This window comes from Dysgonomonas mossii DSM 22836 (genome assembly GCF_000213575.1).
Taxonomy (GTDB): domain Bacteria; phylum Bacteroidota; class Bacteroidia; order Bacteroidales; family Dysgonomonadaceae; genus Dysgonomonas; species Dysgonomonas mossii.
Genome location: NZ_GL892005.1, coordinates 268,458 through 281,646 on the forward strand (window position 1 = coordinate 268,458; position 13,189 = coordinate 281,646).

Sequence of the window (13,189 nt, forward strand, 5' to 3'; positions counted from 1 at the left end):
AAAATTCAAGTAACTTCTACTATATAGTAAAAGGACAATAATGATATGGATGATCTGAGAGAGAACTTTCTACAAATGCTGGAAAAATATCAATCCATTCTGCATAAGGTGAGTCTTATCTACTTTAGGCATGAAGATGAGCGGAAAGATAATTTTCAGGAAATTGTTTATCAGATGTGGAAAGCATACGCATCTTTACGAAATAGAGAGACCGTTGTGTCGTGGATATACTCAATATCTATCAACACTTCTATATCACGAATTAGAAAAGATTCCCGGATGCAATACCGGGAAGAATTGCCCGATGAGGCTTGTGTAGATATGGCTAAGCAATGGGCTGTGGATGAAGATATGGGTATGCTGTTGACGGCTATTTATAATTTGAATGATATCGACAAATCTATTATACTGCTTTATTTGGAGGAGAAAAGCTATGAAGAAATTTCAGAAATCATAGGTATAAGTAAATCCAATGTAGGGACTAGGATAAACCGAGCGAAAAATGTTTTGAAGCACAATTTAATCAAGATGGGTTATGAAAAGGGATGAATTACAAAATATATGGCATAAAGGAAGTACTAATATAGAGACTCAGTCTGTTGAAGACCTCAAAAACCTGCTTGAGAAGAAGGTTGCCAAAGCGATGAGAAAACATTCTTTTATCAATTATATTTCCATATTGGTAGGGGTTACCCTTTTTGTGTTATTGATATATAGCGGAATAAAGAGAGCGAATGATACCTACTACCTAATAAACAATATGGTGCTATGCTTTGTCGTTGGTGTCTTTGTTGTATCGGGCATCCGATCGCATTATAAGATGAATTATAATACGATGAGTCTTCCTCTAAGAGATTGGTTAAGGTATCGGATAAATGAGATGTCCAAATCGCAGAAGATGTATCCGGTTCGTTACTTTCTTGCGATCTTGATGATTCTACCATGCTATCTGTCTTTTTTCGTATATTCAATAAACAGGTCTTTTCTTGATGTTGTTACGAATGAAGCGTTCTTTCCTGGTTTTCTTATTGTTTTTATTAGTGGTTCTTTCTCTTCTTTCTTGGCTATGAGGAATGTAAGCCTATATAAAAAGAAAATATTGAAGAGCCTTCAAGAGATGTATGCTCAACTTTGTGAACAAGATTAATGTCTGTTATTTTGTAAGTAAATAAGGTCTGATTCTGTTTTCTTTTCGATGTTTTTATTTTATATTTGTAGTGTAGTGCTGTTTGATTTGTCAAATAGTTAGTTAACCTTGCTTTATTCTTTTTTCGATAAATAATTTTTTAACCAAAAATCTACGAATATGGCATTCTCAAAAAAACCATGGGCAGAACCCTATCGCATCAAAGTAGTAGAACCCCTGAAAACCACAACAAGGGAGCATCGTTTGAAATGTATGAAAGAAGCCGGATGGAATACTTTTTTACTCCATGCCGATGATGTCTATATCGATTTGTTGACGGATAGCGGTACAAATGCGATGAGTGATATGCAATGGTCGAGAATGATGATCGGAGATGAGGCTTATGCCGGTAGTCGCAGTTTCTACTATTTGGAAGAAGTATGTAAAAAATATTACGGTTACAAATATATTCTGCCTACTCATCAAGGTCGTGGAGCCGAAAACTTACTAAGCAAATGTATGATTACTCCGGGACAATATGTAGCCGGTAATATGTATTTTACGACTACACGTCAGCATCAGGAGATTGCAGGAGGAACATTTGTGGATGTGATTATCGATGAGGCGCACAAAAGTCAGTCTACACATCTTTTCAAGGGAAATATAGATCTCGAAAAATATGAAAGGCTGATTAACGAAAAAGGCGCAAAAAATATAGCTTATATCACTGTTGGTGCCCCTGTGAATATGGCGGGAGGACAGCCTGTAAGTATGGCGAACATGAAAGCTGTATCGGAATTGTCTCACAAGCATGGTATCAAGGTTGTATTGGATGCTACACGCAATATAGAGAATGCGTATTTTATCCAACAGCGCGAGGAGGGTTACAAAAATCGCAGTGTAGAGGATATAAATCGTGAATTTTGCTCTTATAGCGATGCTGCAACAGTCAGTGCCAAAAAAGATTTGTATGTAAATATCGGCGGATTAGTTATGTGTAACGATCCTGATCTTTACGATGATTTACGAAGCCTGATCGTTGTATACGAAGGAATGCCAACATACGGAGGTCTTGCCGGAAGAGATATGGAAGCGATGGCTCAGGGGCTGATCGAAGCCGTACAGGATGATATGATAGCCTCACGTGTTCGTCAGGTTGAATATTTCGGTAATCTTCTGCATGATGCAGGTATACCAATTGTGTTGCCTATCGGAGGACACGGTGTATTTATTGATGCGAAGAAATTTTACTCACATATACCACAAGATCAATTTCCTGCGCAGAAACTAGCTGCAGATATTTATATCGAATCAGGAGTGAGAGGCATGGAGCGAGGAATTGTATCGGCAGGAAGGAATAAGCAGACGGGTGATCACTATTATCCGGAGCTGGAGTTGGTGAGATTGACTGTTCCTCGTCGGGTATATACACAGGCTCATTTCGATGTGGCAGCTTGGAGTATCATAGAGATGTTTAAAGATCGGGATAAAGCCCGGGGCTTGAAGATGGTGTACGAACCTAAATTCCTCCGTTTCTTCCAAGGGCGATTTGAGGAATTATAATAAACCGATTTCGATCTTAAGTCATAAACAAAGGGAGCGGTTTTTGCCGCTCCCTCTGTTCGATAAAGAATGAATTTATTCTTTTTATTTAAATACTACTACTCTGCTTTCTAGTGGTTGGAACTCTTTTGGACCTGCTTCGCTTGTTGGTGTGCCAAATGGCATTTGAGCTATCAGTTTCCATTTAGGGCTGATGTTGAATGCTTTTGCTACTTCTTCATCAATTATCGGATTGTAATGTTGCAGCGATGCGCCTAATCCAGCTTCTTCGAGCATTGTCCAGATTGCAAACTGGTGCATTGCCGATGTATGCTGAGACCACACTGGGAAGTTTTCGCTGTATGCAGGAAATGCGTCTTGCAAGCCTTTTACAACATCTGTATCTTCATAAAAAAGTATTGTTCCGTGTCCTGAAGCAAAGGCACCGTCTATCTTCGCTTCTGTAGCAGGAAAAGCTTCAGGCGAAACAAGCTTCTTTAATACTGATTTTACGATATCCCATAGTTTCTTGTGATTGTCATTCAATAATAGAACTACTCTTGTCGATTGTGAGTTGAATGATGATGGAACATGCAAAACTGCGAAGTCTATAATTTCTTTTATCTGATCATCTGAAATAGGGCTCTTGTCATTGATAGCGTAATATGTTCTACGACCTTCTATTGCTTCTTTAAGATTCTTTTTCATTGTTTACTTTATTTAATTCGTGTCTAAATACTATAGTTAGCTTTGTTACTCTAACGTCAAAGTTAAAGCAAATGTTTTAGTGATTTGTATAAAAATAATAATAGTTATCTCTTCAAATATCTATATATCTAAGTATTTCGTACATTTGTGGCTGAATTCTTAACAAATGGTATGATGCTTTTTTCGGGAGTAATATTTGATTTTAACGGAACATTATTTTGGGATACTAAGCTGCATAATAAAGCATGGGATATATTTCTGACTAAACATGGTTTGTTTTTATCCGATAAGGACAAGTTTAAGAAGATGCACGGTAAAAATAATAAGGATTTACTTGTAGAATTATTTAATAAGCCTTTGTCTGACGTTGAAATTCAAAAGTATGTTCTTGAAAAAGAGGGCCTGTATCAGGATCTATGTTTGCAAACCGATATGCAATTAGCACCCGGAGTTGCTGACTTCCTGGATTTCTTGAAAGAGAATAAAATACCATTTACTATTGCCACTGCCTCAGGGAAAGAGAATCTCGATTTTTATTTCGAGCATCTTCCTATTACCCGATGGTTCGAATACGATAAGGTTGTTTATAACAACGGAAAGATAAAAGGAAAGCCCGATCCTCAGATATATCAGAATGCTTTGGCTATTATAGGCAAGCAACCTGAGGATGTCATTATATTTGAAGATGCTGTAGCCGGATTGCAGTCTGCACGAAATGCAAAAGCCGGAAAAATAATTGTCGTAAACTCAAATGATGACGATTATACAGACTGGTCGGATTGCCAGATAATTAAAAATTTTGACGAAGTAGATAGAACGCAATTTGTATTATAAATAAAATGGAGAGCTCTATAAAGAAAGTTCATACTGTAATTTGTCCTGTCTGCGGAAGTCGTGGAATTGACCCTTTTCTATCCTGTAAAGATTATCTTACAACACAGGAAGTCTTTGAAATCAATAAATGTAATGTATGTGGTTTTGCTTTTACTCAGGATTTTCCTGTCGAAAATGAAATCGGAAAATACTACGAAGCACCTGAATATATTTCACACTCGGATACAAATCGGGGAATAATAAACAGTCTGTACCATCTGGCTCGTAAGATAGCTTTGAAATCGAAGTCGAAGCTAATTACCAAGTATGCGGGCAGTAAAAAAGGGATGCTGCTTGATATAGGTTCAGGAACCGGTTACTTCCTAAATCGGATGAAAGAACTGAAATGGATTGTAACAGGCATAGAGAAATCAGCATCAGCCAGAAAGTATGCAAAACAAAAATTTGGGATAGATTGTCAGGATTCCGAATATCTTTATGAGATTCCGTGCCAGACAAAAGATGTGATTACGATGTGGCATGTATTGGAGCATCTCGAGCATCTAAACAGTGTGCTGGACTATCTCCAAAAAATATTGAAAGATGACGGAACTCTCGTTATAGCCTTGCCCAATAAAGAATCGTTTGATGCAAGATACTATAAAGAATATTGGGCTGCCTACGATGTGCCCCGCCATCTATGGCATTTCTCTTCCTCCGATTTTCAGCGCATTGCAAACAGGCATCAGTTCGAAATTATAGAAGTGAAACCGATGTATTTCGATGCTTTCTATATATCTATGCTGAGTGAGAAAAATATGGGACACTCGTTTGCCAGTTTGCGAGGATTGATTCGGGGCGGAGTTTATTTCTTACGTACTTTGAGGAATAAAAATGGCAGTAGTTCGTTGATTTATATATTAAAGAAGAAAATAACAAACACAAAATAAGATGATAAAAAAAGAGCAGTCTTTGGTGAAGATGTTGTTGCCACATATAATTGCGGTGGTTGCATTTTTATTTATAACAATGGCATATTTTAGCCCTATGTTGCAAGGTAAAGTGTTGTCGCAGCACGATGTAACACAATATCAGGGTTCAGCAAAGGAAATTAGTGACTATTACTATAATGAGGGTAAGACTTCGGCATGGACAGGCTCGATGTTTTCTGGTATGCCTGCGTATCAGATAGGTGTGCATGGAGGCAGTCCAAATTTTCTTGACTATCTCGAAGCTCCTGTGAAAGCATTGGGTAACACCACAGCGGGACCTGTTTTTGTAGGTATGCTCATGGCTTATATCTTGTTTTGCTTGATGGGATTCAGTCCGGCAGTTGCTATTTTGGGAGCTGTTGCTTATTCGCTGTCATCTTACAATGTTGTTATACTCAACGCCGGGCACGTGACTAAAGCATGGGCGCTGGCATACATGCCGCTGATAGTGGCAGGCTTTATGTCGTTGTTCAAGAATAAAATTCTGCTTGGTAGTGTGTTGGTCGGTTTGGGGCTGGCTTTACAAATAAAAAGTAATCACTTGCAGGTAACTTATTATACAGGTTTACTCAGTGTTATACTCTTCATTACATATGCGGTTGAGGTTCTCTCAAAAAAGAATTATAAAACATTCCTTATGTCGTGCGGTGCGATGATTATCGCTGTGGCTTTGGCTGTGTTGGCTAATTTGGGGAATATATACGGCAATATGGAAATGGCACGAGAAAGTACCCGTGGAAAGTCTGAGCTGACTTCGCCTAAGTCCGAGTCGGAAAAACAATCGTCAGGACTTGACAAAGATTATGCTTTTGGATGGAGCTATGGGAAAGCCGAAACATTCACATTCCTTGTTCCTAATCTGTACGGGGGAGAATCGAAACCTTATGACAAAGATGCTCAAAGTATTAAAGTGTTGACTCAGAAAGTGCAATCGGGAGAAATTCCTGCCGAATTTGCCAATCAGGTGTCACGCATTCCTCAGTATTGGGGCGACCAGCCGTTTACTCAGGGAACTGTATATCTGGGAGCAATCGTTTGTTTCTTGTTCCTGTTGGGTATGATCATTATCAGAAGCAATGTAAAATGGGGTTTGCTTGTGGCTACTATCTTTTTCATATTGCTGGCGTGGGGTAAAAATCTGGAATGGTTCAACGACTGGTTTTTCTATCACTTCCCGCTCTATAGTAAATTCAGGGCGGTGTCTACGGCTTTGGTAGTACCGGCACTCACTATTGTTATGGTTGCCGTGTGGGGGATAAAAGAATTTTTCTCGGGAGAAATAGATAAAAAGAAACTAAAAAAAGCACTTTATATATCGTTAGGCGTAGTTGGTGGTATCTGCCTTATCCTTTGGATAGCGCCGGGAGCATTCTTCAATTTCACTTCGGGAGCAGATGCGCAATGGAAAGCGCAGGTTCCTGAATGGTATTATAATGCGTTGCTAGCCGATCGTCAAGACCTGATGTCGTCCGATGCTTTACGCTCTTTGGTGTTTGTTTTATTGGGCGCAGCAATCTTATATTTCTCTCTTCGGACGAAGGTTGCCGCAAAGAAAATGACAATTTATGGTTCGCTGGGACTTGCCGTTTTAGTCTTGATCGATTTGTGGGGGATTGATAAACGCTATTTGAATGAGAATAATTTTGTGGCTAAAAGTACCTACAAAACAGAAACGTTTTCTCCGTCGGTAGCCGATCAGACTATCTTGAAAGATCAACATCCTTCCTACAGGGTTTTGAATCTGAATAACCCGTTTGCCGAAACAACGACTTCTTATTATCATAAATCTATTGGAGGCTATCATGCAGCCAAACTAAAACGTTATCAGGAATTGATCGATAATCGTCTGGATGGTGAAGTTAATCAGATCATCGGCACATTCAGTTCTCAAAATATAGATACAATCATGGCATCGTTTAACAAAACGAAAGCACTGAATATGTTGAATGCAAAATACGTAATATATCACCCTGAGCAACCACCATTGGTAAATCCGAATGCGATGGGTAATGCTTGGTTTGTAAATGAATATAAGTTGGTAAATAATGCTGACGAAGAAATAGCAGCAATCAATGCTTTAGATCCGCACACAACAGCCGTTGTGGATAAGCGTTTCGAAAGTGAACTGTCGGGATTGAAAATTACCCCCGACTCTACAGCTACAATAGAACTTGTATCATATAAACCGGATGTACTGACTTATAAAACCAAAGCTGCGTCAGAGCAATTAGCCGTGCTTTCTGAGATTTATTTCTCGAACGGTTGGCAGGCTTATGTTGATGGAAAGGAAGTGCCTCATTTCCGTGCCGACTGGACATTGCGGGCAATGCGTGTGCCGGCAGGAGAGCATGAAATTGTTTTCAAGTTTGAGCCTCAAGGATATTACAATAGCCGCCATGTGGCAACAGCCTCTTCGGCAATACTAGTCTTGCTGTTGATCGGCATAGTTATAAGACCTTTTGTTTTGAAGAGAAAGGAAAAATAAAATGAAACTATCTGTTATTTTCTGTACATACAATAGAGAGAAATATCTGTACAATGCGTTGAAAAGTATTTCGCAGCAGAATATTCCATATCACGACTATGAAATAGTTATGGTAAATAATAACAGTACAGATTCTACAGAAAGTATTTGTAAGCAGTTTCGATACGATTATCCGGGAGTTAATTTTCGATATTTTCTTGAAACGCAACAGGGACTTTCGTATGCACGCAACAGAGGTGTGCAGGAGAGTAGGGGCGATGTCCTTGTTTTTGTAGATGATGATGCTACTGCGTTTGATTTCTATCTTTCGTCCATAAAATCATTCTTCGAATCCCATCCCACCGTGTCGGCATGTGGCGGGCCTATTGTGCCTGTATATGAGATTGAAAAGCCGAAGTGGCTCTCTCATTATACCGAGCAGCTTATCGGTGGAGCCCTGTACGAAGGAGATAAGATAAAACCTTTCAACAACGGTAAATATCCCGGAGGTGGAAATTCAGCTTTCAGAAAACAAGTATTTGATAAATACGGACTGTTTAATGTAGAATTGGGTCGCAAGGGAACAGGGCTGATCGGTGCTGAAGAGAAAGACCTTTATGACAGACTGACAAGAGGTGGTGAGAAATTTTATTACCTCCCACAAATGGGTATTCATCATTATATACCCGAAAAAAAACTTACAGAATCTCACTTCAGAGAACTAACTTATTCTATCGGAAAAAGCGAACGTATTCGTACTAAATCGATATCACCCAAGACCTACCAAAACAGAATCTTCGCCGAATGTAAAAAATGGGCGGGCTCTATTGTCTTGTTTTTTACCTATACGTTGAGGCTATCTCCCGACAAGGGTTGGAAGCTGATACAATTCAGATGGTATGTAAGTAAAGGGCTGCTGGGGAAGTAGATTTTTCTGTATAGACCTCATATATAATAAAATAATTGTACTTTTATCTATTAAAGAGGATGATGCATGACAAAAAAAGGTAACAAATAAAAATGATCTGAAAAGTGTCACTTTTGTCACCTTCTGCTTGTAATGTGTTGTTCTTTAGGTTCTTAATTTTATGTGACATTGTCACTTTTTAGTGATTAAAATATGAAAAAGAAGACTAATAGTAATTTATTGAAAGTTGTTGCCGCTATTGCGGTTGTTGTCGTGTTACTCTTTTTGTTTAGAGGAAACATCTATCGCATGGCTGTAAAATATGAAGATGGCGGAAGCCGTAAATCTTATGATATAAAAGAAGGAGATCTGGTTACATTCATCAATCAGAGTCTACCCAACGATGAGGCTTTAGATGCTACTATAAGCATTGAGCAGATTATCGATTTATCTCAGGAGATAACTACAAAAGTATTGGATTTTTCTTCCGATGCTCAGGAGAGTGATCCGCAGAAGCTATTTGTTGCCACAGAGGCGAATTATACCGGCTATGCTGCTTTTACATCTGCTGTAGGAGCTTACCTTATAAAGAGGTTTGGAATGGATAAGGAGTGGGAGGCTAAGCCTAAGAAAGGGAAGCTGTACCTCTTTGGAAACAACATGACTAAAGATGCTAAGAGCGGGTGGTTTAAAGATCATGACTTTGTTGTATTCAGAAATAAGAATACAAAAGAGGAAATATACGTAGATCCTACTGTGGATGAATATCTTGGGCTGAAGCGAGTTGATAGATATCAGAAGTAAAATGTTGGCAACTCAAGATATTTCCCGACAAATAAAAGATTATGCATATAGTCTGGGGTTTGATGCTTGCGGGATTTGTAAGGCTGAACCGATAGAGGTAGAGGAACAACAGCATTTTAAAGATTGGATTAGTGATTCATATCATGCCGATATGGATTATATGGCAAGAAATACAGAGAAACGATGCGACCCTACTTTATTGGTTGAAGGTTCCCGTTCGGTTATCAGTGTTGCATTAAACTATTATCCCGAGACAAAGCAACCGCAAGAAAATCCTCAATTTGCTTATTACGCCTATGGCAAAGACTATCACGATGTGGTGAAGAGTAAGCTACAAACATTGCTAGACTACATTAAGAGCTTAGAGCCAACGACCGAAGGGCGGGCTTTTGTTGATACAGCACCAATCTTAGAACGTTATTGGGCAGCCAAAGCCGGGTTGGGATTTATCGGAAAAAATTCATTGCTGATCATCCCGAAGAAGGGTTCTTATTTCTTTCTGGGCGAATTGATTATCAATCTTGAGCTGACGTATGACACTCCATTGGATTTATCGTGTGGAAACTGTACTCGCTGCCTCGATGCATGTCCTACAGCGGCCATTGTAAAGCCGAGAGTGGTGAATGCGAGTAAGTGTATTTCGTATCAGACGATAGAAAATCGTGGCGAGATTGATGAACAGGTAATCCCGAAAATGAATAATCGTTTTTATGGCTGTGATATTTGCCAGCAGGTTTGTCCTTGGAACAGATATTCGCAGCCGCATCAGACGGAGGAGTTTAACCCCTCTCAGGCTTTTCTAGACCTGTCTTTTGACCGCCTCGATAAGCTGTCGGTTGAAGACTACCAGAAGATATTTAAGGGTTCGGCGGTGAAGCGTGCTAAATTCACCGGGCTGAAAAGAAATCTGGAAGCATTGAGGCAGAATATGAAATAATATTAAGTCGTTGAAAACGTTCTATAAAAGATGAAAAAGATAAAATATATAGTGTTGATAGCTGTGTTGGTGTTTGTAACTTTCTCTTGCGGAAGTGATGAAAGTTTAAATACTATTCCTATTGAACCCGTAAGATTTGAAGTCAACTTGATAAAATCTCCGGACAAGAACCTGCGAACACCCGGCAATATTGTGACATTTACTCAACCAAGGCTGGCTACGGATATGATTGGATACTCAGGACTGCTTATTGTTTGTAGTGCTGTACCTATAACTAGCAGTGTATATCAATTGTATGCATACGATCTTTGTTGCCCCTACGAAAAACAACGACCGATAAAAGTTGTGCCACAGAGTGATGGAACTGTAAAGTGTTCTCATTGCGGTAGTGTCTTTGAGATATTTAATGGTTTGGGAAATGTAAAGTCGGGACCGGCTAAAGATAATCTTCAGACCTACTATGCTCGATTTTCTAATACAGGAGATGGAATTTTTCAAATTACACGTAGAAATTAATCCTGATAAACTTTGTAGAAAGGAAAACATTTTTTACATTTGCACTCGCTAAACGGAAAAGGCTTCCAAAATGTTGGAATTATAGCCTTGAATATAGCAGTAATTGCGAAAGTAGCTCAGTTGGTAGAGCACGACCTTGCCAAGGTCGGGGTCGCGGGTTCGAATCCCGTCTTTCGCTCATAGGCTGCTCGGATGGTGGAATGGTAGACACGCAAGACTTAAAATCTTGTGACCATTACGGTTGTGCGGGTTCAAGTCCCGCTCCGAGTACAGTAAGCCCCTATTAATCGTTTGATTATTAGGGGTTTTTGTTTTATTTGGGGTGTACTAAAGATGTACTTAGATGTTTTGTTGTTTTGAGATCTAGATTATTAATCATAAAGGAAAAATAGTTAAATGTGTATTCCTCATTTTAAGTATACTTTTTATTCTACTTAGTATTATTTCTATTATTATGACAGATAATCTTTCACGGTCATCTTTCAATTTCATATCCATCTAAATCTTATTTACTTAAATACAAAATTAACATTTTTGCTCTATCTACAAGGTCAAATTAAAAATATTCACTTCCTTTGAATATTATTGCAATTTAAGATATGGCTCGAAAAAGAAAAAATACCAATTTACCATCTTTTGATGAATTGATTATACCAACTGTAAAAGCTCTTGTTGAATTAGGTGGCTCAGGATCTATTGACGAAATTAATAATAAGGTTTATGAAATAGCAAACCTCTCAGATGATATTCTACAAATATCTCATGGTGAGGATGGAAGAAGTGAAGTTGATTATAGGCTTGCATGGAGTAGAACATATCTGAAAAAATTCGGATTAATAGAGAATTCTGCTCATGGAGTATGGGCTTTATCAAAATCAGATATAGATATAAAGAATCTCAATTATACTGAAATTGTTAGAAAAGTAAGAGAGCAAGAAAAATCAATATCTAAAGATATACAAAATCAAGAAGTAGAACAAGAGGTCACATTAGAGGTTAATAGTTCAGAAAGATGGAAAGATAAATTATTAACAGTTCTATATAATATTACTCCATCTGCATTTGAGCGACTTACTCAAAGATTACTTCGTGAAAGTGGATTTGTTCAAGTGGAAGTGACGGGAAAATCAGGAGATGGAGGGATTGATGGGAAAGGTATTCTTAGAATGAGTGGTTTACTAAGTTTTCATGTTATTTTCCAATGTAAAAGATATAAAGGATCTGTTTCTCCAAGTCAGATAAGGGATTTCAGAGGTGCAATGCAAGGGCGTGCAGACAAAGGACTTTTTATTACTACCGGACATTTTACAAGAGAAGCTATCAAAGAAGCTACAAGAGATGGCGCTCCTCCAATTGATTTAATTGATGGCGAGCTTCTTTGTGATAAGTTGAAGGAGTTAAAATTAGGCGTAGATATTCAGCTCATTGAAGCTGTTGAGATAAAAGAAGAATGGTTTTTGAAAATCTAATTTCAAAAAAAATCAATAAATTATAAGTTTCTATTAGTTCTTCTTTTCGCAAGCCAAGATACCTTATTGTTGTTCTAACATCACTCTGATTGAAAACCACTGATAGCTTAACAACCGCTAATTCACCGTTAGAGCCTACATTGTACTAAATCTGACAAGTAAAGCTTTTGTGTATAAATATGAATTATTTATATCTTTATCAATGATATATAATAGAAGCACTACATATAAAAAGTACAATATTAACTTGTATCATCTAAATATACTACGGATTAACATTTCTCTTTAAAAAACAATTATTGTATATCGGTTGTTTTTATAGATAGGTTATAAGTATGAATTATGAATCTCAAATTTCCGTTTATTGCAATCATTATGATTAGTTTATTTGCATCGTGTACAGGTATTCCTAAAAACGCAACAGCTGTCAAAAATTTTGAAGTTGAAAAGTATATGGGACGGTGGTATGAAATAGCCCGGTTCGATTTTCGCTTTGAACGAAATTTAGATAACACTACTGCTGAATACACCTTGAATGAAAACCAAACAGTAGGGGTGCTAAATCAAGGGCATGATTACATCAAGGATACTTGGAAATCGGCAAAAGGAATAGCTAAATTTGTTGGTCCCAAAGATGAAGGCAGGCTTAAGGTTTCTTTCTTCCGTCCGTTTTATGGTTCGTATAATATAATTGCTTTGGATAAGGATTATAAATATGCGCTTGTTGTGGGCAAAAACAAAAAATATATGTGGATTCTTTCACGAACTAAAACGATTCCCGATGATGTGAAAAATAACTATCTTGATTTGGCTAAAAAACTAGATTTTGATATTGATAAGTTGGTTTGGGTAAATCACGATTGAGCATAGAAAACATTATATAAAAAAGAAGCGATGGATCTTGATCCATC

13 protein-coding genes and 2 tRNA genes are annotated in these 13,189 nt (G+C 37.9%); 14 read left to right on the forward strand and 1 reads right to left on the reverse strand.

Annotated elements, in window-relative coordinates:
• Nucleotides 1-45: 45 nt before the first annotated feature.
• The 3 genes from HMPREF9456_RS04685 to HMPREF9456_RS04695 all read left to right on the forward strand — a co-directional run bounded on the left by HMPREF9456_RS04685 (nt 46) and on the right by HMPREF9456_RS04695 (nt 2,689).
• A complete protein-coding gene (locus tag HMPREF9456_RS04685) occupies nt 46-549 on the forward strand; it encodes an RNA polymerase sigma factor (protein WP_006842319.1) in 504 nt (167 codons plus the stop codon).
• On the forward strand, nt 536-1,147 hold the full coding sequence (locus tag HMPREF9456_RS04690; protein ID WP_006842320.1) for a hypothetical protein: 612 nt from the start codon (nt 536-538) through the stop codon (nt 1,145-1,147). Before HMPREF9456_RS04685 ends, HMPREF9456_RS04690 begins: the two co-directional genes overlap by 14 nt.
• 159 nt (nt 1,148-1,306) lie before the next feature.
• Nucleotides 1,307-2,689 (forward strand): tyrosine phenol-lyase, encoded by a 1,383-nt coding sequence (locus tag HMPREF9456_RS04695; protein WP_006842321.1) that lies wholly within the window; start codon nt 1,307-1,309, stop codon nt 2,687-2,689.
• 84 nt (nt 2,690-2,773) lie between these two features.
• On the opposite strand, the gene HMPREF9456_RS04700 is transcribed toward HMPREF9456_RS04695, so the two are convergent.
• A complete protein-coding gene (locus HMPREF9456_RS04700) occupies nt 2,774-3,376 on the reverse strand; it encodes a nitroreductase family protein (RefSeq protein WP_006842322.1) in 603 nt (200 codons plus the stop codon).
• A gap of 147 nt (nt 3,377-3,523) precedes the next feature.
• Here HMPREF9456_RS04700 and HMPREF9456_RS04705 point away from each other — a divergent pair, with 147 nt between their 5' ends.
• The 11 genes from HMPREF9456_RS04705 to HMPREF9456_RS04755 all read left to right on the forward strand — a co-directional run bounded on the left by HMPREF9456_RS04705 (nt 3,524) and on the right by HMPREF9456_RS04755 (nt 13,142).
• The gene (locus HMPREF9456_RS04705) at nt 3,524-4,210 is read left to right on the forward strand and encodes an HAD family hydrolase (RefSeq protein ID WP_245530990.1); all 687 of its coding nucleotides are present in this window, start codon (nt 3,524-3,526) and stop codon (nt 4,208-4,210) included.
• 5 nt (nt 4,211-4,215) lie between these two features.
• The gene (locus HMPREF9456_RS04710; RefSeq protein ID WP_006842324.1) at nt 4,216-5,139 is read left to right on the forward strand and encodes a class I SAM-dependent methyltransferase; all 924 of its coding nucleotides are present in this window, start codon (nt 4,216-4,218) and stop codon (nt 5,137-5,139) included.
• Nucleotide 5,140: 1 nt separating this feature from the next.
• Nucleotides 5,141-7,666: a YfhO family protein gene (locus HMPREF9456_RS04715; protein ID WP_006842325.1), complete on the forward strand. Its 2,526-nt coding sequence runs from the start codon at nt 5,141-5,143 to the stop codon at nt 7,664-7,666.
• Nucleotide 7,667: 1 nt separating this feature from the next.
• Nucleotides 7,668-8,573 carry a glycosyltransferase gene (locus HMPREF9456_RS04720; protein ID WP_006842326.1) on the forward strand — a complete coding sequence of 302 codons (906 nt, stop codon included), beginning with the start codon at nt 7,668-7,670 and terminating at the stop codon, nt 8,571-8,573.
• A gap of 192 nt (nt 8,574-8,765) precedes the next feature.
• Complete coding sequence (locus HMPREF9456_RS04725; protein WP_006842327.1) at nt 8,766-9,356, forward strand: hypothetical protein; 591 nt, start codon at nt 8,766-8,768, stop codon at nt 9,354-9,356.
• A gap of 1 nt (nt 9,357) precedes the next feature.
• A complete protein-coding gene (gene queG / locus HMPREF9456_RS04730) occupies nt 9,358-10,293 on the forward strand; it encodes a tRNA epoxyqueuosine(34) reductase QueG (RefSeq protein ID WP_006842328.1) in 936 nt (311 codons plus the stop codon).
• A gap of 30 nt (nt 10,294-10,323) precedes the next feature.
• A complete protein-coding gene (locus HMPREF9456_RS04735) occupies nt 10,324-10,809 on the forward strand; it encodes a Rieske (2Fe-2S) protein (RefSeq protein WP_006842329.1) in 486 nt (161 codons plus the stop codon).
• A 105-nt stretch (nt 10,810-10,914) separates the two neighbouring features.
• Nucleotides 10,915-10,987 (forward strand) — tRNA-Gly (locus tag HMPREF9456_RS04740).
• An 8-nt stretch (nt 10,988-10,995) separates the two neighbouring features.
• Nucleotides 10,996-11,079, forward strand: a tRNA-Leu gene (locus tag HMPREF9456_RS04745).
• A gap of 329 nt (nt 11,080-11,408) precedes the next feature.
• On the forward strand, nt 11,409-12,278 hold the full coding sequence (locus HMPREF9456_RS04750; RefSeq protein ID WP_006842331.1) for a restriction endonuclease: 870 nt from the start codon (nt 11,409-11,411) through the stop codon (nt 12,276-12,278).
• Between the two features lie 342 nt (nt 12,279-12,620).
• Entirely contained in the window at nt 12,621-13,142 is a 522-nt protein-coding gene (locus HMPREF9456_RS04755; protein ID WP_006842332.1) for a lipocalin family protein, read from the forward strand.
• Nucleotides 13,143-13,189: the final 47 nt, after the last annotated feature.

Excerpts from the sequence above, each read along its gene's own strand:
- HMPREF9456_RS04685 (WP_006842319.1), top strand. The coding sequence starts at position 46 with ATGGATGATCTGAGAGAGAACTTTCTACAAATGCTGGAAAAATATCAA.
- HMPREF9456_RS04690 (WP_006842320.1), top strand. The coding sequence starts at position 536 with ATGAAAAGGGATGAATTACAAAATATATGGCATAAAGGAAGTACTAAT.
- HMPREF9456_RS04695 (WP_006842321.1), top strand. The coding sequence starts at position 1,307 with ATGGCATTCTCAAAAAAACCATGGGCAGAACCCTATCGCATCAAAGTA.
- HMPREF9456_RS04700 (WP_006842322.1), bottom strand. The coding sequence starts at position 3,376 with ATGAAAAAGAATCTTAAAGAAGCAATAGAAGGTCGTAGAACATATTAC.
- HMPREF9456_RS04710 (WP_006842324.1), top strand. The coding sequence starts at position 4,216 with ATGGAGAGCTCTATAAAGAAAGTTCATACTGTAATTTGTCCTGTCTGC.
- HMPREF9456_RS04715 (WP_006842325.1), top strand. The coding sequence starts at position 5,141 with ATGATAAAAAAAGAGCAGTCTTTGGTGAAGATGTTGTTGCCACATATA.
- HMPREF9456_RS04720 (WP_006842326.1), top strand. The coding sequence starts at position 7,668 with ATGAAACTATCTGTTATTTTCTGTACATACAATAGAGAGAAATATCTG.
- HMPREF9456_RS04725 (WP_006842327.1), top strand. The coding sequence starts at position 8,766 with ATGAAAAAGAAGACTAATAGTAATTTATTGAAAGTTGTTGCCGCTATT.
- queG (WP_006842328.1), top strand. The coding sequence starts at position 9,358 with ATGTTGGCAACTCAAGATATTTCCCGACAAATAAAAGATTATGCATAT.
- HMPREF9456_RS04735 (WP_006842329.1), top strand. The coding sequence starts at position 10,324 with ATGAAAAAGATAAAATATATAGTGTTGATAGCTGTGTTGGTGTTTGTA.
- HMPREF9456_RS04750 (WP_006842331.1), top strand. The coding sequence starts at position 11,409 with ATGGCTCGAAAAAGAAAAAATACCAATTTACCATCTTTTGATGAATTG.
- HMPREF9456_RS04755 (WP_006842332.1), top strand. The coding sequence starts at position 12,621 with ATGAATCTCAAATTTCCGTTTATTGCAATCATTATGATTAGTTTATTT.